The 25,061-nt window shown below is 59.8% G+C and carries 26 protein-coding genes; 10 read left to right on the top strand and 16 right to left on the bottom strand.

All coding sequences use genetic code 11. The features are described 5' to 3' along the window. Window positions 1–45: 45 nt before the first annotated feature. From RSK20926_RS09485 to metG, 8 genes are all read right to left on the bottom strand, one after another. A complete protein-coding gene (locus RSK20926_RS09485; protein WP_008206201.1) occupies window positions 46–1,581 on the bottom strand; it encodes a di-heme oxidoreductase family protein in 1,536 nt (511 codons plus the stop codon). Beyond that, window positions 1,565–2,053 (bottom strand): bacterioferritin, encoded by a 489-nt coding sequence (bfr, locus tag RSK20926_RS09480; RefSeq protein WP_008206200.1) that lies wholly within the window; start codon window positions 2,051–2,053, stop codon window positions 1,565–1,567. Before bfr ends, RSK20926_RS09485 begins: the two co-directional genes overlap by 17 nt. Next, window positions 2,001–2,294: a (2Fe-2S)-binding protein gene (locus tag RSK20926_RS22450; RefSeq protein ID WP_083805768.1), complete on the bottom strand. Its 294-nt coding sequence runs from the start codon at window positions 2,292–2,294 to the stop codon at window positions 2,001–2,003. The genes bfr and RSK20926_RS22450 overlap by 53 nt, the downstream gene beginning before the upstream one ends. Window positions 2,295–2,519: 225 nt before the next feature. Next, window positions 2,520–3,533: a porin gene (locus tag RSK20926_RS09475; RefSeq protein WP_008206199.1), complete on the bottom strand. Its 1,014-nt coding sequence runs from the start codon at window positions 3,531–3,533 to the stop codon at window positions 2,520–2,522. Window positions 3,534–3,613: 80 nt separating this feature from the next. Further along, window positions 3,614–4,882 (bottom strand): imelysin family protein, encoded by a 1,269-nt coding sequence (locus RSK20926_RS09470; RefSeq protein ID WP_008206197.1) that lies wholly within the window; start codon window positions 4,880–4,882, stop codon window positions 3,614–3,616. A gap of 41 nt (window positions 4,883–4,923) precedes the next feature. After that, window positions 4,924–5,403, bottom strand: a complete 480-nt coding sequence (locus RSK20926_RS09465) for a hypothetical protein (RefSeq protein ID WP_008206195.1) — start codon at window positions 5,401–5,403, stop codon at window positions 4,924–4,926. Continuing rightward, entirely contained in the window at window positions 5,400–5,570 is a 171-nt protein-coding gene (gene hemP / locus RSK20926_RS22445) for a hemin uptake protein HemP (protein WP_008206194.1), read from the bottom strand. Before hemP ends, RSK20926_RS09465 begins: the two co-directional genes overlap by 4 nt. 572 nt (window positions 5,571–6,142) lie before the next feature. Continuing rightward, complete coding sequence (gene metG / locus RSK20926_RS09455; protein ID WP_008206190.1) at window positions 6,143–7,888, bottom strand: methionine--tRNA ligase; 1,746 nt, start codon at window positions 7,886–7,888, stop codon at window positions 6,143–6,145. Window positions 7,889–8,123: 235 nt separating this feature from the next. Here metG and RSK20926_RS09450 point away from each other — a divergent pair, with 235 nt between their 5' ends. Both RSK20926_RS09450 and RSK20926_RS09445 read left to right on the top strand, forming a co-directional pair. Further along, on the top strand, window positions 8,124–8,891 hold the full coding sequence (locus tag RSK20926_RS09450; protein ID WP_008206189.1) for an OB-fold-containig protein: 768 nt from the start codon (window positions 8,124–8,126) through the stop codon (window positions 8,889–8,891). A 76-nt stretch (window positions 8,892–8,967) separates the two neighbouring features. Further along, entirely contained in the window at window positions 8,968–10,662 is a 1,695-nt protein-coding gene (locus tag RSK20926_RS09445; RefSeq protein WP_037254556.1) for a flotillin family protein, read from the top strand. A gap of 170 nt (window positions 10,663–10,832) precedes the next feature. On the opposite strand, the gene RSK20926_RS09440 is transcribed toward RSK20926_RS09445, so the two are convergent. Further along, window positions 10,833–12,062 carry an MFS transporter gene (locus RSK20926_RS09440; RefSeq protein WP_037254554.1) on the bottom strand — a complete coding sequence of 410 codons (1,230 nt, stop codon included), beginning with the start codon at window positions 12,060–12,062 and terminating at the stop codon, window positions 10,833–10,835. A 113-nt stretch (window positions 12,063–12,175) separates the two neighbouring features. Then, a complete protein-coding gene (locus RSK20926_RS09435) occupies window positions 12,176–12,658 on the bottom strand; it encodes an Lrp/AsnC family transcriptional regulator (RefSeq protein ID WP_008206184.1) in 483 nt (160 codons plus the stop codon). A 123-nt stretch (window positions 12,659–12,781) separates the two neighbouring features. Here RSK20926_RS09435 and RSK20926_RS09430 point away from each other — a divergent pair, with 123 nt between their 5' ends. After that, complete coding sequence (locus RSK20926_RS09430) at window positions 12,782–13,192, top strand: DUF2000 family protein (RefSeq protein ID WP_008206183.1); 411 nt, start codon at window positions 12,782–12,784, stop codon at window positions 13,190–13,192. Between the two features lie 37 nt (window positions 13,193–13,229). Here RSK20926_RS09430 and RSK20926_RS09425 read toward each other — a convergent pair whose 3' ends face one another. The 3 genes from RSK20926_RS09425 to RSK20926_RS09415 all read right to left on the bottom strand — a co-directional run bounded on the left by RSK20926_RS09425 (window position 13,230) and on the right by RSK20926_RS09415 (window position 14,848). Then, window positions 13,230–13,832, bottom strand: a complete 603-nt coding sequence (locus RSK20926_RS09425) for an ImuA family protein (protein ID WP_008206181.1) — start codon at window positions 13,830–13,832, stop codon at window positions 13,230–13,232. A gap of 131 nt (window positions 13,833–13,963) precedes the next feature. After that, window positions 13,964–14,365: a rhodanese-like domain-containing protein gene (locus RSK20926_RS09420; protein ID WP_037254552.1), complete on the bottom strand. Its 402-nt coding sequence runs from the start codon at window positions 14,363–14,365 to the stop codon at window positions 13,964–13,966. Window positions 14,366–14,431: 66 nt separating this feature from the next. After that, window positions 14,432–14,848 (bottom strand): rhodanese-like domain-containing protein, encoded by a 417-nt coding sequence (locus RSK20926_RS09415; protein ID WP_008206177.1) that lies wholly within the window; start codon window positions 14,846–14,848, stop codon window positions 14,432–14,434. A gap of 169 nt (window positions 14,849–15,017) precedes the next feature. On the opposite strand from RSK20926_RS09415, the gene RSK20926_RS09410 reads away from it, so the two are divergent. After that, window positions 15,018–16,061: an aldo/keto reductase gene (locus tag RSK20926_RS09410; RefSeq protein ID WP_008206175.1), complete on the top strand. Its 1,044-nt coding sequence runs from the start codon at window positions 15,018–15,020 to the stop codon at window positions 16,059–16,061. A 263-nt stretch (window positions 16,062–16,324) separates the two neighbouring features. Here the strand turns inward: RSK20926_RS09410 and RSK20926_RS09405 are convergent, their stop codons facing one another. Then, window positions 16,325–17,362 (bottom strand): GlxA family transcriptional regulator, encoded by a 1,038-nt coding sequence (locus RSK20926_RS09405; RefSeq protein WP_037254550.1) that lies wholly within the window; start codon window positions 17,360–17,362, stop codon window positions 16,325–16,327. 134 nt (window positions 17,363–17,496) lie between these two features. Between RSK20926_RS09405 and RSK20926_RS09400 the strand changes: the two genes are divergently transcribed. The 3 genes from RSK20926_RS09400 to RSK20926_RS09390 all read left to right on the top strand — a co-directional run bounded on the left by RSK20926_RS09400 (window position 17,497) and on the right by RSK20926_RS09390 (window position 21,090). Beyond that, window positions 17,497–18,411 (top strand): 3-keto-5-aminohexanoate cleavage protein, encoded by a 915-nt coding sequence (locus tag RSK20926_RS09400; protein ID WP_037254548.1) that lies wholly within the window; start codon window positions 17,497–17,499, stop codon window positions 18,409–18,411. Window positions 18,412–18,850: 439 nt separating this feature from the next. Beyond that, a complete protein-coding gene (locus RSK20926_RS09395) occupies window positions 18,851–20,326 on the top strand; it encodes a carnitine 3-dehydrogenase (RefSeq protein WP_008206171.1) in 1,476 nt (491 codons plus the stop codon). Further along, complete coding sequence (locus RSK20926_RS09390) at window positions 20,323–21,090, top strand: SDR family oxidoreductase (protein WP_008206170.1); 768 nt, start codon at window positions 20,323–20,325, stop codon at window positions 21,088–21,090. Before RSK20926_RS09395 ends, RSK20926_RS09390 begins: the two co-directional genes overlap by 4 nt. A gap of 107 nt (window positions 21,091–21,197) precedes the next feature. Here the strand turns inward: RSK20926_RS09390 and RSK20926_RS09385 are convergent, their stop codons facing one another. Further along, the gene (locus RSK20926_RS09385; RefSeq protein ID WP_008206169.1) at window positions 21,198–22,061 is read right to left on the bottom strand and encodes a helix-turn-helix domain-containing protein; all 864 of its coding nucleotides are present in this window, start codon (window positions 22,059–22,061) and stop codon (window positions 21,198–21,200) included. Between the two features lie 124 nt (window positions 22,062–22,185). Between RSK20926_RS09385 and RSK20926_RS09380 the strand changes: the two genes are divergently transcribed. The 3 genes from RSK20926_RS09380 to RSK20926_RS09370 are packed head-to-tail and all read left to right on the top strand — an operon-like array spanning window position 22,186 to window position 24,238. Then, window positions 22,186–22,392, top strand: a complete 207-nt coding sequence (locus RSK20926_RS09380) for a DUF2061 domain-containing protein (protein ID WP_037254546.1) — start codon at window positions 22,186–22,188, stop codon at window positions 22,390–22,392. Further along, complete coding sequence (locus RSK20926_RS09375) at window positions 22,385–23,314, top strand: fatty acid desaturase (RefSeq protein WP_008206165.1); 930 nt, start codon at window positions 22,385–22,387, stop codon at window positions 23,312–23,314. The genes RSK20926_RS09380 and RSK20926_RS09375 overlap by 8 nt, the downstream gene beginning before the upstream one ends. 18 nt (window positions 23,315–23,332) lie before the next feature. Then, entirely contained in the window at window positions 23,333–24,238 is a 906-nt protein-coding gene (locus RSK20926_RS09370) for a DMT family transporter (protein ID WP_008206163.1), read from the top strand. A gap of 45 nt (window positions 24,239–24,283) precedes the next feature. Here RSK20926_RS09370 and RSK20926_RS09365 read toward each other — a convergent pair whose 3' ends face one another. Further along, window positions 24,284–25,015, bottom strand: a complete 732-nt coding sequence (locus RSK20926_RS09365; RefSeq protein WP_037254544.1) for an NUDIX hydrolase — start codon at window positions 25,013–25,015, stop codon at window positions 24,284–24,286. Window positions 25,016–25,061: the final 46 nt, after the last annotated feature.

The raw sequence follows: 25,061 nt of genomic DNA, 5'->3' as shown, positions 1-25,061 counted from the left end.
GTAAGCGAAAGGGCTAGAACAGCGCTTGAAAACAGATGTTTCAATTCAAAGACTTTCCAAAAAGCGGATCAGGGCACGTCGGTCCGCCGGATCCAGTTCGGTCACACGATTTCTTGCCGCTTCCGCCTCGCCGCCGTGCCAGAGGATCGCCTCTAGCAGGGTGCGGGCACGTCCGTCATGCAGATAGGTGGCGCGCGGGTTTACCTGTTTTGTAAGGCCTATGCCCCAGAGCGGGGGGGTACGCCATTCACGGCCCGTGGCGCGGCCTTCAGGGCGATTGTCCGCCAGCCCCTCACCCATATCATGCAGCAGAAGGTCGCTGTAGGGCCAGATCAGCTGAAAGCTGTTTTCGGGCCGGTCTGCGAGGCGCTGGGTGACAAACTTGGGTGTGTGGCAGCTGATGCAGCCACCGGCATAGAAGATCTCTTTGCCGCGCAGCACCTCTGGGTCATCAATATTGCGTCGCGCTGGCACGCCCAGATTGCGGCTGTAGAAGGTCACCAGATCCATATTGGCCTGATCAATCTCGGTGCCGCGAATATCCCCGTCGCCATGCGGGGCGGACTGACAAGCCACCTGCGCTGCAGTGCAATCCCCGGCAGCTGACGGGAACAGGGGTGTCGAGATGCCAATATCGCCTGAAAAAGCGGCTGCTGATTGTTCGTGCAGGGTGGGCATGCCGGCCTTGTGACCAAAGCGCCCCAACATGACCTGGTCAAACTCTTGCGACCAGGTGAGGTTTGCGCGCCCAGAGATGCCGTCGCCGTTGTTGTCCTGCTCATCCACATTGGCGAGGATGTCTTTGGCAGAGATTGCTTCCAGCAGGCCCAGCCCAATCATTGGCGGTGCAATACGAGGAGAGAGCATGGCCCCCTCGTGCAGTGGGCCATAGCCAAGTTCGGCAGCCTCATAGCTGGGCACGCGCAGTGTAGCGGGGGCTTCACCCTTCAGTGGGACTGTCAGCGGTGAATAGCTGACCCGCAGCCGGTATTCCGGTGCGATGCCGGGTGGGGAGAAATCCTGCAGCTGGCCGCCGTAGACAGGATCAGGCGCGGTGCCGAGATAGTCCTCAATCGCTTGCATCTCTTTGGGCGCGGGGGCCGGGATCGAGATGCGCAGGAACATCGAGGCGGAGCGGTAATCCGGATCTTCCGGGACTTCTCCGCGCCCGTCTTTTACATGACAGCGCTGGCAGGAGCGCGCGTTGTAAAGCGGCCCCAACCCGTCAGAGGCACGGGTGGAGGCAGGCGAGAAGACCCAGATCTTCTTGAACAGCCCATTGCCGAGCTTGAATTCGAGTTCCTGTTCAAAGGATAGATTGGCACTGTGATGCGAGAAGGCTTCGTCATCGCTGCGCGCGCGCACCGTGGCTCTGCCGGCAGGTCGGGCTTCAAATGCTTCTGAGCGAGAGAAGTCCCCGGTCGCACGGGTGACTTCCGTGATCCGTGCCTGATCTTCAGAACTGCGGGGGAGGGTCTTCAGGTGGGGGTCACCCAGGGCAAGAGGTGAAAGGTCCAATGCTGCCCCGGGGGTGGCTGCCGCAAAAGCGGCAGCCCAGAGCAGATTACTCTTCAGCCTCATCCATTTTGGTGGCGTTGAGTTGTGCATAGTTTTCAGCACCAATCCGGTCGTGTAGTTCGAGCTGGGTTTCGAGGAAGTCGATGTGACCTTCCTCATCCGCCAGCAGAGTTTCAAACAGTTTCATAGTGACATAGTCACCGGCCTTGTCGCAGGCCTCGCGGGCTTCCTTATAGAGGGCGCGTGCGCTCTCTTCGGCGGCCAGATCGCATTCGAGGGTCTCTTTCGGGGTTTGGCCAATCCGCAGCGGGTCCAGCTTTTGCAGGTTCGGATGCCCGCCCAGGAAAAGGATGCGCTGGATCAGATCATCCGCGTGCTGCATCTCTTCGATGCTTTCTTCGCGGCTCTTCTTGGCCATGCTGCCCAGGCCCCAATCGTCCTGCAGGCGGTAATGCAGCCAGTATTGATTGACGGCGGTCAGTTCATGACGCAGCGCTTTGTTGAGATAGTCGATGACTTTGGGGTCGCCCTTCATAGGTGCTCTCCTGAGTTGTTCTAAGGCGTAGGTTCTGCAGCCCCGCCGGTACCGTCATCTTATCATTCGTTCGCATGGTGTCGAGGAAGAGTGGCATGCATCCGCCGCAATCCGCTGCCTTTCCGAGGGCGCGGTAGATCTTGCCCGGCGTGATGATGGTTGCAGGATCCGCATCCCGCATCCAGTTGATGGCAGCATGGATGTCGTGATCCGTGATCTGGGTACAATGGCATATGATCATGCGGCTGGTCCCTAGGCTATCGAGGGACTCACTCGTCCCGGCTGCAGCGAATATCTGACAGAAAAAATAAGGATACAAGTTTTAATTCTGACTAATTTACTTTGAAAACCTCTTTGGGCGGTTTGTCGCAGGGAGAATTGAGGGGTGGAAAAGAAAAAAGGGCCGCAATGCTGCGGCCCAGTCCGGTTCGGTTTGAAGTGTTTCACCAGCCCCGAGGGATCATGTTCAGCTGCCCAGGGGGATAATCAGGTTGACGCCAAGAATGGTGTCTTCCACTCCGCTGTCATCCTGAAACGCCAGGGCGCCACCAAGGGTCATGCCGTTCTGGAACTCATACTCGGCAGCGATCGAGTGAAGATCTGTCTTGCCAGAGGTATCCAGATCGCGCTGCGACAGGGTGCCAGAGAGGGTCAGGTTGCCGATTGCATAGGCCGCATTGAGGGTCACAAAAGTCGCGTCGTCCGCAGTGCCGCCAAAGTTGGAGAAGGAAGCCGTTTCTGCAAAGACGTCCAGGCCGCCGTCGAAGGAATGGCCAATGCCCGCGACAAAGCCCTGCTCATCATCGACATCGCCCACGCTTGCGCTCAGGTGGCGCGCACCGACGTGGAAGCGGGTGTTATTTACTTCATGGGCCCACTGAATGGCAAAGTTGTCCAGTTCACCGGTATTGCCTGCACCACCGGCAGAGGCGCGGTTGCGACCGCGATCTTCACCCCAGGAGCGGCTGAGGCTGGTGTCATCGGCAAAGAACACCCCAAAGGAGAGGGTGCCGGCATTGGCGAGTTCAACATCCGCCAAAACGCCCAATTGCTCGGTCAGCTCATAGTCCTCTGCCAGCGTGCCGCCAAAGAAACCGGCAGTATCGTCCCAGGCACTGCCGAAAGAGGGCGCAAGTTTACCGAGGCTGACGGTTGTGGATTCGCCGACACCAAAGCTGAGGCCGAGTTCTTCGACATAGAGGCCCATGTCTTCGAACGTGCGGTCCGCAGTTGCATCGGTGACGCTTTCACCTGTCAGGGTGGCGAAAATTTCCACGCCATTGGCAAAGCTATAGGTGCCGGTGGCGGTGATGATAGCATAGGTGTTGCGGATCTCATTGGCGGCAACGTCAGAGGAGATTACCTGCTCATTGCCGATTTCGATTTCGCCTTCCCAGGAGAACTCCTGAGCAGAGGCAACAGTTGCGCACAACGCGAAAGGCGCGCCAAGGGCGAGCGCGGAAAAGGTGGTAGATTTCATTGGGGTTTTCTTCTTTTTTGAAAAGAGGGCTGGCTACCCTGCCTGGCTAGCCCTCTTGGGATTTCTCTATTCGCTGCGTCTTATTGGAAGACAGCCGAAGGATTATCCAAGCTGTCGGAACCTTCAAATTCCAGACCGTCAAGGCTGAGCAGTTTTACGACCCGTTCGATGGAGCGTGTCTGATCAACCAAACCGTTTACGCCACCCATAATCAGCGCTTCGCCTGCAGAATTTCCTGCCTCAAGCATTTGATCGTAAGACGTGCCTGCTTCGGCAGTAAGTTTAATTCTTCCAAGGGCTTGCATGGTGGTTGCTAGTTTTGACCGCATCTCGCTGTCCAGGGAGGAATCGCTAGCGGAAACCAAATCCGACAGGGAGGGGCCGGAAACGAGCTCTCCCGAGACGCGCACATATTCGCCCAAATAGACGTTTTGTACGCCCAAACCGTCATAGTAGTGGCTGTTGTGGGTATTGTCGGAGAAGCAGTCATGCTCTTCTTCCGGGTCGTTCAGCATCAGGCCCAGACGCATGCGCTCACCGGCTTGTTCGCCGTAAGAGAGGGACCCCATACCGGTAAGCATGGCAGAGATGCCGACGTCTTCATCGCCCAGGAGCGTACCGCGCGCCTCACCTGATGCACTCCACTGTGCGGCCATCCATTCCAGATCAGAGACCAGCAGGTCTGTTGCGGCCTTCAGATACTCACCGCGGCGGTCGCAGTGCCCGCCGGTGCAGTCCTCGCCTGAAGCATAGTCCGTCCAGGGGCGGTCGCCAGCGCCGTGCTCGGTGCCCTTCAGATCCTGACCCCAGAGCAGGAATTCGATGGCGTGGTAGCCGGTGGCCACATTGGCCTCGATGCCGTCAGCCTCATGCAGGGTGTCAGAGAGCAGCTCTGGGGTGATCTTGCTGGTGTCGATGCTCTTGCCGGAAAGGTCAAAGGAAGGGTTTGCAATGACATTCAGTGCGGCCAGAGCGTTCTCGTCGCTTGGGCCACCATAGGAGGCGTCCACATAGTCGATCAGACCTTCGTCCAGCGGCCAGGCGTTTACCTTGCCTTCCCAGTCATCAACGATAGCGTTGCCGAAACGGAAGACTTCGGACTGCTGATAGGGCACACGAGAGGCAATCCAGGCTGCACGCGCGGCCTCCAGAGCCTCAGCCGAAGGGGAGGCGATCAGTGCCTCAACGGCGGATTGAAGCTGTTTCGCGGTGTGCAGGCTGTCTTGATACTTGGCTTCTGCAATATTGGCATAGTTGGTCAGAATGTCAGCTTTGCTCGCCGCCAAAACGGGCGCGGCGTTGAAAATTATACCTGCCAGCGCAGTCCCTGTAAGAAAAACAGATTTCATCGATATAGTCCTTAGGTTTCTTTTGGTGGGTTTTGTTTCAGTCAGTGAAGGGTGGCGTTGCCAGGCCGGTAGGTCCGTCGTGGCGGTGCGTTCTGGGAGATCTGCTGCAGATAGAGCCCGCACTGAACCGCAAGATGGCAGAGCTGCTGGGCGCGCTTTGGGGGAACAATGAGGGAGGCCAGAAGTTCCGCATCCTCCAGATCTCCCGCAGCCGCAGCCGCAACAAGATTGGCAAAACAGTTTTCATCGGCTCCCAGACAAGAGCAGGTCATGCCATGCCGGACGAGCGGGCGGCGGCCATGTTTGACGCAGAAATCGCAAAGCGCCCCAAAGCTCTCAAAGGCGCTTTCGGCAATGGGCGCGCCCAGTTTCCCGTGAAAGGCTTGGTGCAGGTCGGAGCGCGCTTCTGCGCCGCTGAACCAATGGCGCAGATAGCGCACGGCCCCCGCTTCCAGCGGGGGCAGGTCATTCAGCAGCCCAACAGAGGCGCCGCCGCGAGGAGGTGCGCCACGCTGCGTCATTTTGTGAGAATCAGCTTTCCCGCGCGGGTGATGCGCAGGCTGTAGATCTGGCCGTTCAGCAGAATGCGGGCCTGGATGCCGCCACGGGTCAGGTCTTCGGCGTGATAAGTCGGAAAGACTTCGGTGGTTGCTGTGGTTGCCACAGGCTCGGAGGTGATCTGATTCATGAGGGTCGCCCATTGTTGAATTCCGCCTTGTCCAGAAGCCATTCCAGACAGAAGCCGGACAGAGATCCCGAAGGCGCACAGCTTGCGCTCCACAGCAGTTCTGTATCGGACCGGTCCACAGGTTGAGTGTCTTTCCGGTCGGAGGTGCTGGGCTCAGGCGTTCCGTTCGACATGGTGGCGATAGGGTTGCAGTTGTTTCGATGCGGGCTGGCCTGTCGCGCAGGTTGGCTGAGGGATATATACCTGATTTATTTTATCAGGAAACCCATTCTTAGTAATTTAGTCGGAAAAAATTTGCACCCTGCCTACTTGTTTTCAAAATAGGGGCGGGGAACATGACTAGACGGGGCCTTTTCCCTGTTTGATCTTCGGAGAGTGTAGACTGGGCGCCGTTGGGGAAGCATTTGATGACAAGTTTAAGGTTAGCCATCTTGGCGTGATTCTCTCCTGCGGTTGCCTGTGACTGCGGGATCAGATGCCCAAAAATGGGGCTCGCTTTGATCTGCGGCAGCCAAAGAAAAAGCCCGCCAGAGAGTGGCGGGCTTTCTTCATGAGTGGGTGTGATGCGTGTCTTAGTCGCGTATCCCGGCAAAGCGCTCTTGCCATTCCTCGCGCTGCTCGTCGGTGATCTTGGCAAAAAGCACCTCTGGCACCGTAAAGCCATGACCCGCAGGCATGACAGAAAGAGCGGCTTTGACATCTTTGGGCCAGCCGGGAGATTCGACTCCCATGGCATCCAGCATCTTTGCGGCCGAACCCGGAATGAAGGGCGCGCTCAGCACCGCATAAAGAGGGATCAGATTGAGGCCCAAGCGTACCTGCGCCGCAGCCTTGTCGGGGTCGGTCTTGAAGGTGGACCAGGGGGCGGTGCTTTGCAGATACTCATTGCCGGCAACCCAAATCGCACGCAGTTCCTGCGCGGATTTCCGCACCTCCATCGCTTCCATGTGCCCTTCATAGGCCTGGATCCGATTGGTCAGCTCTTCGATCAGGGCGTCTTCTTCAGGTCCGAACTCCCCAGCTGCTGGCACCTCTTCGCCAAATTTGGAGCGGCAGAATTTGGTGATGCGGCTGACGAAATTGCCCAGCACATCCGCAAGGTCCTTGTTCACGGATTGCTGGAAATCTTCCCAGGTGAACTCGGCATCGCTGTTTTCGGGCGCATGGGACAAAAGCCACCAGCGCCAGTAATCGGCGGGCAGGATCTCCAGCGCCTGATCCATAAAGATCCCACGACCCTTGCTGGTGGAGAACTGGCCACCGTCATAGTTCAGGTAGTTGAAAGACTTGATGTAATCGACGGCCTTCCAGCGCTCTGGATCGCCGGATTTCTCATTGTAGTTGTTTGTGCCCAGGATGGTGGCAGGGAAGGAGAGCGTGTGGAAAGGCACATTGTCCTTGCCCATGAACTGCACGTATTTGACATCCTCCGCGCCTTTGTCGGTGCGCCACCAGCGCTGCCAGTCGGCGTCGGATTTGCCATTGGCCTCTGCCCATTCGCCCGCACAGGCGATGTATTCGATTGGCGCGTCAAACCAGACATAAAAGACTTTGCCTTCCATGCCGGGCCAGTCTTCGCCGCCCTTCTTGACCGGCACGCCCCAATCCAGATCACGGGTGATGCCGCGATCCTGCAACCCGTCCCCATCATGCAGCCATTTCTTGGCAATTGAGGTGGTCAGGATGGGCCAGTCGGCCTTGCTGTCGATCCAGGCGTCCAGCTGGTCTTTCATCTGGCTCTGGCACAGGAACAGATGCTTGGTTGCGCGTACTTCCAGATCGGTGGAGCCCGAAATGGCAGACCGTGGATTGATCAGATCGGTTGGGTCCAGCTGCTTGGTGCATTCCTCACATTGGTCGCCACGGGCATTCTCGAACCCGCAGTTGGGGCAGGTCCCTTCGACATAGCGGTCCGGCAAGAAGCGGCCATCCGCAATGGAATAGACCTGACGGTCCTCGACTTCCCGGATCAAACCCGCCTCTTCCAGCTTGCCCGCAAAATGCTGGGTCAGCTTGTGGTTCTCGGGGCTGGAGGAGCGGCCAAAGTGATCAAAGCTGAGGGCAAAGCCCTTGGCGATTTCTGACTGCACGCCATGCATCTCGGCGCAAAACTCCGCAACTGGTTTCTCTGCCTTCGCGGCCGCCAGTTCAGCGGGTGTTCCGTGCTCATCCGTTGCGCAGAGGAAGAGAACCTCATTGCCGATGCCACGTTGAAAGCGCGCATAGAGATCAGCCGGCAGCTGACTGCCAACAAGATTGCCCAGATGCTTGATCCCATTGATATAGGGAATTGCCGAAGTGATCAGAATGCGTGCCATGCCATCCACCCTGTGAATACGTCAAAGGCCCGTCTACCCCATGCAGGTCAGCACGAAAACCCCAGGCGGCCCTTTCCTGGGAATTTTGCTGCAATTGGTCAAAGATCACTTGCCTGGTCGGTTTGAATAAATCACCTTTAGGGCGAGTTTTGATTGGTTCCTGCCTTGAAACTTCACAGCGCCATTACCATCTGAATTGCATGCCATTGTATACTGAATAGGATTTTGCCCATTGATGTTCGACTATCTGTTCTCTCCCGAGTTCATGCCTTTTACCCTATCGCTGTCCCTGCTCTTGGGGCTGACGGTGCTGGAACTGGCGGCACTGCTCATCGGTATGAGCTTTCTGGGAGATAGTGCTGATGCGGATGTCGATGCAGATCTCGATGGCATAGAGGGGGCTCCCGGCGGGTTTGAAGCACCTGATCTGGGCGATTTGGATCTCGATGGTGTTGATTTTGACGGGGCGGACCTGGAAGGGCTGGATCTGGCAGAAATCGACGGGATCGAGGCCGGTGGTTCGGCTGCCCCGGCTGTGGCTGCTGCGGGTCCCAGCGCCTGGCTTGGCCTTGGCAAAATGCCGATGCTGATCTGGCTGGCGGTGATGCTCTTTTCCTTTGGCCTTTCGGGGATGGGGCTGCAGTTCGGGCTGCGCTACCTCTTGGGTTGGAGCCTGCCTCCCATGCTGGCCTCCCTGCCAGCCTTTGCCTTTGCCCTGTGGTTCACCCGCGGCTTTGGCGCGGCGTTTGCCCGGCTTCTGCCGCAGGTCGAGAGCGAGGCCCTATCAGAGCGCAGCCTCGGCCGCCGTCGCGGCATCGTCTCCCAAGGGACCGCAGCGCAAGGCCGTCCGGCGGAGGTGCGGGTCATGGATGGCTATGGCAATGCGCATTATCTGCGCGCGGAACCCCTACAGCGGGATGAGCAAATCACCCAGGGCACCGAGGTTCTGGTGATCCGGGACCGGCGCCAGGACAAATATGTCCTGATCCCGCTGTCGGAATGACCCCAGCTCTCTTTGGGCGGACAGCCCGATGAACAAAGAAAAACTTGATGTGACTATTACTGAAGGAGGAATTCCCATGGAATTACTAATTATTGTTGTGCCGAGCATTCTGATGCTCTTGCTGGTTATTGGCCTGGTTCTGGGCCGTCTCTATCGCCGCTCCACCCGTGAAATCAGCCTGGTGAAAACCGGTTCTGGCGGCAAGAAGGTCATTATGGATGGCGGCACGGTTGTTATCCCGCTGCTGCACGAAGTGAGCCCAGTCAATATGAAGACCCTGCGCCTGGAAGTTCAGCGCTCCGGCGATGCGGCCCTGATTACTCAGGACCGGATGCGGGTTGATGTGGGTGTTGAGTTCTACGTCTCTGTCATGGCCACTGTTGAGGGCATTGCCCGTGCGGCCCAGACCCTGGGGGACCGGACCTTTGATGTTGAGCAACTGCGCGAGATGATCGAGGGTAAGCTCATCGACGGTCTGCGCGCAGTGGCCGCGCAGATGACCATGGACGGCTTGCATGAAAACCGCGCTGACTTTGTGCAGGAGGTGCAGAATGCTGTCTCCGAGGATCTGTTGAAGAACGGCTTATCGCTGGAATCCGTTTCGCTGACCGCGCTGGACCAGACGCCCTTTGAGGCCCTGGATGAGAACAACGCCTTTAACGCCGTTGGTATGCGCAAACTGGCCGAGGTGATTGCGCAATCAAAGAAAGAGCGGGCGCAGATTGAGGCTGAAGCCCAGGTCGCGGTGCGCCGCTCGGCGATGGAGGCGGAGCGCCAGCAGCTCTTGATCGAGCAGGATGAAGAGCAGGCCCGCATCGAGCAGAAGGAAAAGGTGGAAACCCTGCGTGTGGCGCAGGAGGCTGAGATCGCAGCCCGCACCGAGGATTCTGTGCGTGAAACAGAGCGCGCCCGGATTGCCCGCGAAGAAGCCGTGCGTGCCGCCGAGATCGAGCGCGAACGCAAGCTGCGCGATGCCGAAATCACCAAGGAGCGTGAACTGGAGGTGGCCGAGCAGGAGCGCCAGATCATCATCCAGCAGAAATCCGAGGAAGAAAGCCGCGCCCGCGCCTCTGCTGATCTGGCCCGCGCCGAGGCCACCAAGGCAACCGAAGCGGTGGCAACCGCCCGTCAGGTGGCTGAGGCCGAGCGTGAAAAGCAGATCGTTCTGATCGAAGCAACCCGCGAGGCCGAACGCCAGGCAACCGCCATCCGCCTGTCGGCCCAGGCTGAAAAGGAAGCCGCTGCCGACCGCGCCGAGGCCCGCCGTGAGGAGGCTCAGGCCGAAGCGGATGCGCTCAACATCCGTGCCGAGGCCAAGAAGAACGACATGTTGGCCGAAGCGGAAGGTAAGCGCGCCCTGGTGGATGCAGACAATGCGCTTTCGCCTGCAATGATCCGCATGAAGGTCGATATGGCCCGGATCGAAGCCATGCCAAGCGTGATCGCCGAGATGGTGAAACCTGCGGAAAAGATCGACTCGATCAAGATCCATCAGGTGGGCGGCATCGGTGCGGGTGCTCCCTATGTTGGCTCCGGTGGTGCGGCGGCCAATTCCGGCGACAAGCCGGTGGTCAATCAGGCGCTTGATTCGATCATGGGCATGGCCGTGCAGATGCCTGCGCTGAAAAAGCTGGGCGAGGAACTGGGGATCTCCATGGAGGACGGCGTTGCAGGTGTTGCCAGCCAGGCGCTGAGCAGTCCGGAAGAGATTGTTGAAGGCGAAACCGCAGAGGAAGAGATTGCCGGCAAACCTATTGAGGCTGCGGAATAACCCTCTGCCCTGAAAGACAAGAGAAAGGCCGGGATTTCCCGGCCTTTCTTTTTTGGCCCTTCTCGTCCTATCTGCCAAAGCTTAGCTTTAGCAGCGCCCGAACCGTCCCCTTGGGGCGGGCGCTTTGAGCACTTCCCTCGATTCGCGCGCAGCGCAGGGTTTTGAGGGGACTATTTGCGCTCACGCGACCTTTTCAGCAGCCGCCCGATGGTGAAGGAGGTACGCGGCGCATAGACATAGCGGGTGCGCTCCTCCAGTTCCGGTGCCGGGCGCGCCTGCATCCGGGTCAGGCCAAAACCGATCAGCAAGAGATGCCCGCAGGCAACAAAGGCAAAGAGGGCGGGCGGGCCGTAGTTCTCAATCAGGCTTGAGGCGACATAGGGCGCCGCGATGGCGCCAAGGGCAAAGAAGAACATCAAGGCAGCGGAGAGCTCCACCCGCTCTTCCGAGGTGGCAAAGTCATTGGCGTGGGCTGCCGAGACAGAGAAGATCGGGAAGGTGGTAAAGCCGAAGAAACCGGCGGCCAGCATCACCCCAAGGGTGCCCATGCCGCTTGTCGCCATGGTGGCCAGGCAGCTGATCACCGCAGCGGCAGACAGCCAGATCAGCACCCAGCGCCGGTCGAATTTATCCGCCAGCCAGCCCATGGGATATTGCGCCATGGCACCCCCCAGCACAAAGGCCGCCAGGAAAAACGCGATCTGGTCCACCGCCAGCCCGACTTCCTGGCCATAGATCGGTCCGACCATCCGGAAGGAGGCAGAGCTGAGCGCCGCAACGATCACCCCCGCCACCGCCAAGGGCGAGCAGCGCCAGGCCAGACGCGGCCGCAGGCGCGGCGCATTCGGGGTCTCGGGCTGGCTCGCTTTGGTCAGGGTCAGGGGCAGCAGTGCCGCACAGCAGACAATGGCCAAGAGGTTGTAGGACAGGTAAGCCGCCGGTGGCAGTACAGCGATAATCAGCTGCGCGCCCAGCGAAGCCCCCATATCGACAATCCGGTAAAGCCCCATGGTGCGGCCCCGGTTCTCATTGGTGACCTTGGCATTTAGCCAGGCCTCCACCACCGTGTAACAGCCGGCAACACAAACACCGGAGGCAATCCGCATCAGGGCCCAAAGGTGGGGATCCTCGGTCAGCGTATGTCCCAATAGCCCCATCGCTCCCAGCGACGTGCAGGCCGCAAAGGCGCGCGAATGGCCGATTGAGCCCATCAGCCGTGGGGTCCACCAGCAGCCTATGAAAAAGCCGAGAAAATGCGCCGAGCCCAAGAGACCGATCTGCTCTTTGTCAAAGCCAAGGGTGATGCCGGAGAGAGCATCCAGCGGGCCGACCCCCCCTGTCGACAACTGCAGCAGAATTACGGAGAGGAAGAGGGCGGCAAAGGAGAGGATCATACGCATAATCGCGCAGCATGACCTGCTGAGGACTGGCTGCAAGCGGTTTTTCGACGAAAATGTCGCTTTAGGGCCCGCTTGGGGACTCTAGGGCCTCTCTTTGCTCGGAGGCGGTCGCTTTAGCCCAAGGTCTCGATTGTGAGCGTTGCAGATAGATCGTTTCGCCTGATGCTCTCAAAAACCACCGAAGTTTCAATCCGACTGACCTCCTCACGGGAAGAGAATTTTTCAACGACAAGCAGGTGCAAGTGATTGGTATCCCGAGCCACCAGTTCGACCATCGTATCAAAGCGACCGCTGATCATCCATGCGGCCTGAACCTCCGGGATTTTGAGTATTTCCTGCAGAAAGCTGGAGAGTTTGCCCTTTTCATGTTCGCTCATCTGAATGAAGAGCAGGGCCTTCAGCGGAAGCCCCAGCTGCTCCAGCGGCACATCCGCATGCGCCCCTGCCAGAAGTCCGCTCTCTTGCAGGCGTTTCAACCTTTCATGGGTGCTGGAGGGGGAGAGCGAAATGCTATGGGCCAGCTCCTTGTTGCTCATCCGTGCATTCTTCGACAAGAGCGCCAAAATGCGCAGATCCGTTTGGTCAAAACTGGTCATGGCTGCCTCTTGCAGAATTTGCTTCGTTTGATGGCCCGTAGCTTGAACTTTAGACTGTTTTTGATCTTCCAGTGGGAATTTTCCACGGAATTTTGAGGATACTCTGGAATAAGTGGAGGTGAAATGGAGTTTGAAACGAAGGCCGCGATTGTTGTCAGAGAGGATCTGATGATGTGGCAGAAACTCAATGTGACAGCTTTTTTGACCAGTGGTCTGGTCGGTGCGGACCCCGACCTGATTGGCGCCCGCTATCAGGATGCCAGCGGGCAGAGTTATCGGGCACTGTTGATACAGCCGGTGATCGTGCTGGTTGCGGATTCGGCGGGGCTGACCAAAGTTCTGCACCGGGCGCTGTCACGTGGTGCGGATCCTGCGATCTACACGCAAGAAATGTTCGCAACCGGTCATGATCTGGCCAACCGCGCTGCGGTGCAGGAGTTTGAAACCGGTGCGCTCAACCTCGTGGGGGTGGCGCTACGTGAGGAGCGCAAACTCGTGGACAAGATCACCAAAGGGGCGCGGATGCATCCCTGAGCAATGGCTGGGATCATGGCTGGGATCATGGCTGAGATCAGGGAGGCGGGCAGGGGCGCAGGGGTTGACCCGGCGCCTCCTGCTGCAGGTGCCAGGAGGCTGGGGGCAGGCTGCGGGCGCGCAGCCGCTGCAGATGCCAGATCCGGTGTTGCCCTTGATGGCTGGGGTGCAGCTGCCAACGGCTTTCAATCCCAGCCGCGCCGCCCTCACCAGGGGTGAGGAGGACCGCCAGGGGAGGCATCCCTTGTTGCCCCCCTTGTTCCGCCGCCAGGTGCAAGCGGCGCACCGGGGTAAGGGCCGGAGGATGATCGAGATCGGCAACCACCAGGGGGGCGACACCGGCGCGCAGCCCCTCTTCCAGAGCCCAGAGTTGATCATCCCGGCTGTTGGCGCGGGCAAAGAGAAAGCGGGAGGGGTCGGCAAACTCCAATATTCCAGCTGGATTGAGTTGCTCTTGCGACCAGGCGGCAGAGATCCAGAGCACGGGTCCAGGGCTGACTGCGGCGAGCCAGAGTGCAAAGCTGACACGCGCAGGTCCACAGGCCTCATGGGCGCGCCCAAGGGACAGTTCTAGTCCCTCCGTCACTTTTAGGGTGGTGCCCGGTCGATATCTACGGCGGTTGAGAAGGTGAGTCGACATGCCATGACGCTAACATGTTCGCTCTTTGTTCTCAAATTTATTTGATCTGGCTTGTCCGCATCTGAAAGGCTTTGCATGAAGGGGCTCTGACCCCCAAAAGGGGCGGCGTTCAGAGAGGTCTGGGCCTGGGGTTAGCTCTCTCGTGGGACAACAGGTGCGCCCGCTTCGGCCCAGGCTGAAAATCCACCCTCAAGATGCACGACCGGGCTGAGCCCCATTTCAATTGCCAGCTTTGCGCTGAGGGCAGATCGCCAAGCGCTGGCGCAATAAAAGACATAGGTCTTATCCTGGTTGAAGACGGGTTTGTGATAGGGGCTATCCGGGTCGATCCAGAATTCCAGCATGCCGCGCGGGCAGGAGAAAGCGCCGGGGATCATCCCGGTGCGCTGCACCTCGCGGATGTCACGAAGATCGACAAAGACATAGTCAGGATCCTGGGCCTTTTCCATTGCCTCAACAACCGAGAGCGTGGTGACAACCGCATTGGCTTCCGCCAGAAGGGCCTTGATACCTTTAGTGATCGTCTGTGCCATGGTCATTTCCTCTTGAAATCGGCCCGGGCACAGATTTGGCAATTCTTGTGAGAAATGCAAGCAGGGTCAGGCGGCATCGGGTGTCCAACGCAGCGGTTCGGAGCGGTGGCCAAGCTCCATCCAGCGCTCCAATCCGCCTTCGAGCGCAAAAACCTGCCCCAATCCGAAGTCCTGAGCGGTTTGCGCGGCCAAAAGAGAGCGCATCCCATTGTCGCAGTAGAAGATAAAGGTCTCATATTGGCTGAAGACCTCACGGAAATAGGGGCTTTCCGGGTCGAGCGCGAATTCGAGCAAACCGCGTGCGCAGCAATGTGCATTCTTGATGCCGCCAAAGCGCTCTATCTCTCGAATGTCACGTAGATCAATAAACAGTACGTGCTCATTGCTAAGGAGAGCGCGCGCGTCACGGACCGAAATCTGGGGAACCCTGGCTTCAGCTTCTGACAGGGCTTCACGTAGGTTTCTAGGGGACGTGTTCGTCATCTTAGACCTCCAATTTTAGCTAATCTCAGTATGTATGCCTCGGTATACAATCCAAATTTACATGGAAAATCCGAATGTTTTCTAATTTCAGTTTAACTTAAAATTGGCTTGAAACGAGGGCACAACAGCATAGTGTGCGGTGCGAATTAGGATAGTGGGACCTGTACATATGAAGATGAATCCGCTTGGCCGCACCGGTATTGAGGTCTCTGAGCTTTGCCTGGGTACGATGACCTATGGCACCCAGACACCGGAAGCAGAGGCCCATGCCCAGATCGGGCGGGCGCTGGAGGCTGAGGTGAATTTTGTCGACACGGCCGAGATGTATCCGGTTAATCCGATTGCCAAAGAGCATGTGGGCCGCAGCGAGGAGATCATTGGCAATTGGTTTGCCGCCAGTGGCCGCCGGGCAGAGGTTGTTCTGGCCACCAAACACTCCGGTCAGGGGCTGATGGCGGTGCGCGATGGCGCGCCGATTTCGGCCCAGACCATTGCAGAAACCATCGAGGGCTCGCTGCGCCGACTGCGGACGGATTATATCGATCTCTATCAATTCCACTGGCCTAACCGGGGCAGCTATATGTTCCGGCAGAATTGGAGCTATGACCCTTCACAGCAGGACCGCGCGGCAGTGCTGGAGAATATGGCGGAATGCCTAGGTGCTTTGCAGGGGGCGCAGCAAGCGGGCAAGATTCGCGCCTTTGGCCTCTCGAATGAAAGCGCCTGGGGAACGGCACAATGGCTGCGTCTGGCGGAGGAGGGGGGCGGTCCCCGGGTGGCCTCGATCCAGAACGAATACTCGCTCCTGTGCCGGATGTTCGACACCGATCTGGCGGAGCTTAGCCATCACGAGGATGTCGGCCTTTTGGCTTTTTCACCTCTGGGGACCGGGCTTTTGACCGGGAAGTATCAGGGTGGCGCGCTGCCCGAGGGGTCGCGTAAGACGATCAACCCGGAACTGGGCGGGCGCCATTCGCCGCGGGTTTACGATGCGGTTGCAGCCTATCTGGAAATTTCCGCGCGGCATGGGCTGGATCCAGTGCAGATGGCGCTGGCCTGGTGCCGGACGCGTCCCTTCATGACCTCGGCGATCTTTGGGGCTACACGGCTGGAGCAGATGGAACGTATACTGGCCTCGGTCAATCTGGAACTGCCGCAAGAGGTGCTGTCGGAGATTGATCAGGCCCACCGCGCCCATCCGATGCCTTACTGATTGAAGCAGAGGGGCGGAGCTCCCGCCAGCATCGGGTGCATTGAAATGCCCCCTTGCTGTTGGGCTCGGCGCCGCGCTGGCGCGCGGCGGGAAGGGCAATTGCTGAGAAGCGCTTTGGAGCAGCTCTGCTCCAAAGGCGCCAGTTCCAGTATTGGCGATCCGGATTTCGCCTCAAGGGTGAACTTTGCTGCGCAAAGCCGCTGTGCGGCCCTTGACCCGAAATCCGGCCCACTGGTGGCAAAATTGCCTGTGCAGACCCTGGCTTAGTGGGTGGTTGGGGGCGGGGTGATGGTGCGGGTGTTTCCCGCACGGGTCAGGCTGGAGGCGGGCTCTTCGCTGCGGCTTTGACGCAGCTCGCGGGCTGAGGTGCCATGGGCCACCCGGAAGGCGCGGGCAAAGCTGGAAGGCGAGGTGAAGCCAGTGGCAAGGGCGACTTCCATCAAGGAGAGATCGGTATCCGTGACCAGGCGGCGCGCCTCTGCCAGGCGCAGGTGCAAATAGTGATCCTGCGGTGTGGTATTGAGGCGCAGGCGGAACTGCTGCTGTAGGCTGCGCTGGCTGGTGCCCAACTCGCCCGCGATCCGAGCAAGGGAGAGAGGCTCATCCAGGGAGGCCTCCATCATGGCATTGGCCTTAGCGGTGAGCGCATTGTGGCGATGACCGCCCAGGCGGCTCTGCGGGCGCTGTTCTGCGGCAGGCCCATCGTAGAGGAACAACCCTGCGACGCGGGAGGCAAAGCCGGCCCCGTGGCGCGCACTGATGATATGCAGCATCATCTCAATCGCAGGGGTGGCGCCGCCGGAGGTCATGCGCCCTTCGGATGTGGTGAAACGGTCATTGCGGGCATCAACCTCGGGAAAGCGGGCGGAGAAGTTTTCCAGGTCTTCCCAATGGGTGGTGGCCGGGTGCCCATCGAGCAGACCGGCCTCCGCCAGGAGCCAGGGACCGCCGTCGATGCCCGCGAGTGTCGCGCCCGTTGCAGCGATGCGGCGTAGCCCAGCAAGGAGGCTGGGGGTGGCCTGTTGCGCCAGCTGGAATCCGGCCACAACGATCAGCAGCTCGCAGTCCTGCAGCCGCGCCAGCGGCGTGGCAGGCACCGTGAGGCCCGAGGTGAGCATCGGAGGCTCAGCCGTTGCGCTGACATAATCCCAGTCAAAGGCGGCGCGCCCGGCTAGCCGATTGGCCGCGCGCATCGGATCAACGGCGGCCGCAAAGGAGAGCGTATTGCATTCGTCGAGCACCAGAACCGCCGTCTTCAGCGGTTTATGCTCGGGCTGCAGGATGTTTTTTGCGGATTTCATCAACTTCGATTCGCCTGGTGTAAACTGTGCCGCAAAATGCTGCGGCAGAGTCGCTGTCAAAGCAAATCAGAATCTGGGGAGGAGCCTGGGGATAACCCGGGGCAAATCCCTGTACATCGCGGGGAAAACCAAAAATGCCTCTGAACATGAATAAAAACGTCTTCATCACCTGTGCCGTGACCGGCTCTGGCGGCACCCAAGATCGCAGCCCGCATGTGCCGCGTTCGCCCAAGCAGATCGCCGAAAGCGCCATTGCTGCGGCCAAGGCCGGCGCCGCTGTGGTGCACTGCCATGTTCGCGACCCTGAGACCGGAGCGCCTGCGCGGGATCTGGCGCTGTACCGTGAAGTCACCGACCGGATCCGCGATGCGGACGTGGATGTGGTCCTGAACCTCACCGCGGGCATGGGCGGCGATATGGTCTTTGGCGACACTGAAAACCCGCTGCCGCTGAACGAGGCGGGCACCGATATGGTTGGCGCCACCGAGCGCATGGCCCATATCGCCGAATGTTTGCCCGAGATCTGCACACTCGATTGCGGCACCATGAACTTTGCCGAGGCTGACTATGTGATGACCAACACACCCGGCATGTTGCGTGCCATGGGGCAGATGATGACGGACCTTGGTGTGAAGCCCGAGATCGAAGCTTTTGACACCGGCCATCTCTGGTTTGCCAAGGAATTGGTGAAAGAGGGTATTCTGGAAAACCCCGCGTTGGTGCAGCTCTGCATGGGTGTGCCATGGGGCGCGCCGAATGACCTCAATACCTTTATGGCCATGGTCAATAATGTGCCTAGCGACTGGAACTGGTCGGCGTTTTCACTGGGCCGCGATCAGATGGCCTATGTGGCGGCCTCTGTGCTGGCGGGCGGCAATGTGCGGGTTGGGCTGGAGGACAACCTTTGGCTCGATAAGGGTGTTCTGGCCGAGAACTACCAGCTGGTGGAGCGCGCGGGCACCATCATCGAGAACATGGGCGGCAAGCTGATGGGACCGGCAGAGGTGCGCGAGCAACTGGGGTTGGTGAAACGGGCGCCTAAAGGCTGAATTGACAAAGACAACAAAGGGAATAGCGTCTCAGCACTGCTTTGATAAAGGGACCTTTGATGCGCTATTTCATTTCTTGGGCGATGCTTCTTCTCATGGCTGCATGCCAATCCGAATACGACCGAGGACCTCGAACCAAAGAAGAGAGGCTCATGGCCAAGGAGTGTGCAGCAAAGGGTGGAGTGTTTGCACGGACAGGCATCTATGCGCAAATAACGTATTGCCAACTGCCAAAGCGAGCGGCTGTTGATGCTGGGCGCATGTGTACGGATGGCAGCCAGTGTGAAGCAGGATCTTGCTTGGCTGAGACCGGCACCTGTGCGCCTGTTGTGAATGCCTGGATTTGTGAGCCGGTGCTTGAGAAGGGTGAACGGCTAGAAGTTATGTGCCCTCACTAGAGAGTTGGATAACTCCTGAGGCGCTAGTTAGGAAGATACGAATGTCAAAAACAGCAGCAATCATCGGTGGTGGTGTTATTGGCGGCGGCTGGGCCGCGCGCTTTTTGCTCAATGGCTGGAATGTGCGGGTCTTTGATCCGGACCCGCAAGCAGAGCGCAAGATCAGCGAAGTGCTGGGCAATGCGCGGCGTGCCCTGCCGGGGCTGGGCAATGTGACTCTGCCGGTCGAAGGGCAGCTGACGTTCCATGCCACAATCGCGGAAGCGGTCGAAGGTGCCGCCTGGATCCAGGAGAGCGTGCCGGAGCGGCTGGACCTGAAGCAGAAGGTCTATGCGGAGCTGGAGGCCCATGCGGGCGCCGAGGCCGTCATCGGCTCCTCCACCTCGGGGTTCAAGCCGTCGGAACTGCAGGAAGGGCGCGGCAATGCCGGGCAGATCGTGGTCTCGCACCCGTTCAACCCGGTTTATCTGATGCCGCTGGCGGAGCTGGTCACCACCGCTGCCAACGGTGAAGAGGTGATCGCCAAGGCAAAAGAGATCATCACCGGCATCGGTATGTTCCCCCTGCATCTGAAGAAAGAGATCGACGCCCATGTTGCTGACCGCTTCCTGGAGGCGGTCTGGCGCGAGGCGCTTTGGCTGGTGAAAGACGGTATCGCCACCACAGAAGAGATCGACAATGCGATCCGCTACGGCTTTGGCATCCGCTGGGCGCAGATGGGTCTGTTTGACACCTACCGGGTGGCAGGCGGCGAGGCGGGCATGAAGCACTTCATGGCGCAGTTCGGCCCCTGCCTCAGCTGGCCCTGGACCAAGCTGATGGATGTGCCGGAATTCACCGATGAGCTGGTGGACCTGATCGCGGGCCAGTCGGATGCGCAATCGGGCCATATGTCGATCCGCGAGATGGAGCGTATCCGCGACGACAATCTGGTTGGCATGATGCGGGCGCTGGGCGCAAATGACTGGGGTGCGGGTGCGCTGCAAAACGCCCATGACATCACGCTTGAGGGCGAGGCGGGGCTTGTGCGCTCGATCAAAGATCTTGCGGATCTGAGCCAGCCGGTGCTGACCCAGAGCCGCACCGTGCCGCTGGATTGGACCGATTACAACGGCCATATGACCGAGAGCCGCTATCTGGATGCCTTTGCGCAATCCACCGATCGGCTTATGATGATCATCGGCTGCGACGCGGAATATATCGCCAACGGCGGCAGCTATTTCACCGCCGAAACCCATATCCGCCATATCGATGAGGTCCACGCGGGCCAGCCGATCCAGGTGAAAACCCGGGTGATCATGGGGGCGGGCAAGAAAATGCACCTCTGGCATGAGATGTATGAGGGTGAGCGCCTGCTGGCGACCGGCGAGCATATGCTGTTGCATGTGGACCTAAAGACCCGCCGCTCAGCGCCGCCGGCCGCCCATATCGAGGCCAATCTGGTCAAGCTGGCCGAAGCCCATGCCGCTTTGGCCGCGCCGGAAGGCCTGGGCCGTGCCATCGGGGCACCGCGATGAGCGGCGCCCAGAAGGTCCTGATCACCGCGGGCGGCTCTGGCATTGGCCGGGCTCTGGCGGAGGGCTTTGCCGCGGCCGGACATCAGGTCTGGGTCACTGACGTGAATGCGGAGAGCCTAGCCGATCTGCCGGAAGGCTGGCGGGGCACAGTGGTCAATGCCACCGATGAAGCGGGCGTAAAGGCGCTTTTTGCAGAGATCGCAGAGGGTTGGGGTGGTTTGGATGTGCTTTGCGCCAATGCAGGCGTGGCCGGGCCCACCGCCCTCATCGAGGATGTGGCACTGGAGGATTGGCGCAATTGCGTGAGCGTCAATCTGGAGGGTTGCTTTCTGGCGGCGAAATATGCCGCCCCGATGATGAAAGCGGCGGGGAAGGGCGCCATCATCGTGACCTCCTCGACGGCGGGGCAATATGGTTATCCGAACCGCGCGCCTTACTGCGCGGCGAAATGGGCGGTCATCGGGTTGATGAAAACCCTTGCGATGGAGCTGGGGCCCTTTGGCATCCGCGCCAATGTAATCTGCCCCGGCGCCGTCGAGGGCCCGCGCATGGAGGGCGTGTTGGAGCGTGAAGCCGCGGCCAAGAGCATGACCCGGGATGAGGTCTATGCGGGCTATGCCTCTGGCACCTCCATGGGCAGCTTTGTTGAAGCCCGTGACATCGCCAATATGGCGGTATTCCTGGGCTCTGATGGCGCGCGGCTGGTCTCGGGCCAGGTGATCGCGGTGGATGGCCATACGGAAAACCCGGACCCCAAGGTCTGAACCGGCAAAGATGGCTCAAGGCGCTGCCGCGCCTTGAGCCTGCGCGGCCCGCTGGCGCGGGCCTGTGGCAAGGAGCGAGCCCGCCGCAGAACAGGGGAAGAGCGTGTTTAGTCGGTGATTGCCACCTTGAGCATTTTGATCCGTTCGGGGATTTGCCGGGCGGTCACGTCTGCCTCTCGCACCAGCCGGTCGAAGTGACCGGTATAGGTCTCAACCCGCTCGCGGTCGCGGAAAGCCATATAGTGGCTGCCTGCATAGAAGACGCACATCAGCGGGCCGAATATGGTCAGCGGCGAGGAATACAGCCGCTTGGCATCAAAGAGGTAGATCCGCAGGCGCGGATAGAGCTGGGTGCAGAGGCGCTCCATCTGGTCCAGCTGCTCCAGCCGCACATCAAGCGGCAGCCCCTCATAATAGCCTTCGGCACGGGCAAAACTGTCGAGCTGATAGATCGGCATTGCGATCTCATAATCCGACCCGGATTGGCGCATCCAGGCCAGGCGGTCCTCTGAGGCGCCGATGGCCTGATCCGCAGTACGGCCCAGATGCGGGGCATATTCCCATTCCAGCAGCGCCCGTGTCTTCAGCATATCGGGCAGCATGGCGGGGACATGGCGGATCTTGTAGCCCATGGCCTCGCGATGCCATTCATATATGCGCTCATCCACCAGAGCACGGGGAGCTTCGGTCATCGCCATGGAGAGCGCCAGCAGTTCTGCCGCACTTTCGGGGCGCTCGGAAAGCGACAGGAGCCAATCGGCCGAAACTCCGAGGGCCGAGGCGCAGGCGCCAACCACATGGGCATTGGGCAGGCGCGCGCCCTCATCCGTCAGTAGCTGCGAAATGGTGGAGCGGTCGACGCCCGTGGCACGCGCCAGCGCGCTCTGGCTTAGGCCGCTGTCCTTCAGGGCCCGGTTCAGCCGGGTGCGGAACTGTGCGGCCCGCAGGCGCTTGTCGATCAAATTCTGCATATGGTGATAGATATCACCAACCGTGACAAAAGTTAATCAAATTCAGAATTCTGCACAGTCGGCCCCTAACCTACTGTCGCCGCAAGCAATCTCGCAAAAAAAACAGCCTGAGGAGCGGCAGCATATGGAAACACGCAAACGGTCATTGGTGAAGGCGGTGATCTGGAACCTTATGGGCCTGGCCACCATGACCCTGGTCGGCCTGGCAGCCACCGGATCGGTCACTGTTGGCGGCATCATGGCGGCGGTCAATACCGCCGTGGGTTTTGCCTGCTACCTGGTCTACGAGCGGGTCTGGACCCGGATCTCCTGGGGGCGCGCCAATGTCTGAGCAAAGCTGCGAAATCCAGAGCGCAGGCTGCATGCCACGCGGCGTGGAATGGGGCACCCTGGCACTGATCATTGGCTGTTATGGCGGCTGGCTGGCCGTGCTGTTCCTGCTGGCGCCTCTTAGCGTGCCTCTGGCCATCCTTTGCCTCAGCCTTTTTTGCGCGCTGCATTCCTCGCTGACCCATGAGGCGCTGCACGGGCACCCCTTCCGCAGCCGCTGGATCAACGAGGCGCTGATGTTCTTGCCGCTGACCCTGATGATCCCCTACGGGCGCTTCCGCGACACCCATCTGGCGCATCACCAGGATGAACGGCTGACCGACCCCTATGACGATCCGGAGAGCAACTTTCAGGACCCTGGGGCCTGGCAGAAGATGCCCGCCTGGCGGCGCGCCATTCTGGAGGTGAACAACACCCTCCTGGGGCGCATCGTTCTGGGGCCTTTGCTGGGGCAGATCTGTTTCATGGCGGATGACTGGCGTCAGGCGCGGGCGGGCAATCATGCCATCAGACGTGACTGGGTGCTGCATGCGCTGGGGCTGGTGCCGGTGATCTGGATCGCACAGGCCTCGCCGCTGCCGCTTTGGGCGCTGCTGCTGGCGGCCTATATCGGGCTGGCTCTGATCAAGATCCGCACCTTCCTGGAGCACCGCGCCCATGAGGAATGCCACAACCGCACCGTGGTGATCGAGGATCGCGGACCGCTGGCTTGGCTCTTCCTCAACAACAACCTGCATATTGTCCATCACAAGCACCCAGGCGTGCCCTGGTATGCGCTGCCGCGCCTCTACCGGCAGAACCGCGCCGCCTTCCTCGCGGTGAACGGGGGCTACCGCTACAGCTCTTATCGTGAGGTTTTTGGCAAATACTTCCTGCGCCGCAAGGACCCGGTGCCGCATCCGCTCTGGCCTTTCCAGCGCTAGAACGCCATAAGCGGGACCATGCTGACATGGATACCCGTTACAATTGCCGCCGCCAGTTTTCAGACCGTGCGCTTCATGCTGCAAAAGGTTCTGAGCAGTGTGACCCTCACGCCTGGCGGTGCCACCTTTGCACGTTTTGCCTATTCGGCGCCCTTCATCCTGACGGGGCTGGCGCTGTACCTAGGCCTGACGGGCCAGGCACTGCCGGAGCTTAGCGCGCGTTTCTGGATCTTTGGGCTGATCGGCAGCCTGTCGCAGATCCTCGCCACTGTCTGCGTCGTGGCCCTGTTCAAGCAGCGCAATTTTGCCGTTGGCATCACCTTCAAAAAGACCGAGGTCATCCAGACCGCCATTGTTGGCCTGGTGGTATTGGGCGATGGCATCAGCGCCTGGGGCTGGGGGGCGATCCTGATTGGACTTTGCGCGGTGCTGGTGCTGTCAAAGCCGCCCGAGGCAAAGGGCGCCTGGTGGCAGCATCTGACCAACCGGGCCTCACGCCTAGGGCTAGGGGCAGGGGTGCTCTTTGCCTTTTCCGCTGTCAGCTACCGGGGCGCCTCGCTGGAGCTGGGGGATCTGGCGCCAGCTTTTCGTGCGGGTGTTACCCTGGCGGCGGTGGTCACTATGCAAAGCCTGATGATGCTGGCCTGGCTGAAACTGCGCGAACCGGGAGAGATCACCCGTGTCTGGCAGGCGCGCAAGGTTGCGGTCTGGGTCGGCCTCACCAGCCTGGGCGGGTCTTTCTGCTGGTTCTGGGCCTTCACCCTGCAGAACGCCGCCTATGTAAAGGCGCTGGGGCAGGTCGAGCTTTTGCTGTCGCTGCTGGCCTCGGTCTTGTTCTTCAAAGAGAAAATCAGCCGCCGCGAGATCCTGGGCATGAGCCTGCTGGTCCTGTCGATCCTGGCGCTGGGGCTGGCCATTCGCTAACAGGCAAGGAGCCCGGAGACCGGAAAAGGCCACCGGGCTGGAAGCTCAACCATCTTCTGGCATCGGGTAGCCCTTAAGGCGCATGAACAGGCTCTTTTCATCGTCATTGCGAAAATAGGGCACGCTCTCTGGCGGGGTTTCATCCCTGAGGCGCCCCGTGACCTCGGCCAAGACCACCTCGGTGATGAAGGGTAGATCAAAGCTGCGCACCTCGCTCAGCGGGATCCACTGCAGATGCGACAGCTCATCCGATGCACGGGAAAAATCATCCAGATCGCCCGTGACTTGGCTTGCGTCCACCAGAAAGAAACGCGCATCAAAGCGGCGTGGGCGGCCCGGTGGCGTCAGGGCACGGAAGACAAATTGCAAGGCCCTTGCAGAGGGGAGGTGACCGGTGGCGGCAAAGCTCTGCCAATCTGGGTCAACTGGGGACCCCCATTCGCCAGGCAGACCCAAAATCAAACCGGTCTCTTCCCATAGCTCACGAATTGCAGCTACAGCCAGCGCATGATGCAGCCCGGTGCTGGCCTGTTCTGCAAGCCGCTCTTGGCAGGTCTGCGGCAGTGGCTCGGCCAGTGGAACAGCGGCATCGGCAAGATCCACAGCGCCGCCGGGGAAGACGAATTTATTGGGCATAAAGGCCGCCTTGGCGCCGCGCTGCCCCATCAGGACCTTTGGGTTACTGCTGTGGCGATCTCGCAGGGCAATGACAGTGGCGGCATTGCGGATTGCGGTCTTATCCGTCGACGTCACCCCCTGAATGGTCGTGCTGCTCATGTGGTTCTCCTGCAAGTGGTCGATCAAAGAGGTGAAGCCCTCAATT

Source organism: Roseobacter sp. SK209-2-6 (genome assembly GCF_000169455.1).
GTDB lineage: Bacteria > Pseudomonadota > Alphaproteobacteria > Rhodobacterales > Rhodobacteraceae > Pseudophaeobacter.
The sequence above is the reverse complement of the archived record's forward strand: the minus strand, read 5'-3'. Positions and strand labels throughout refer to the sequence as shown.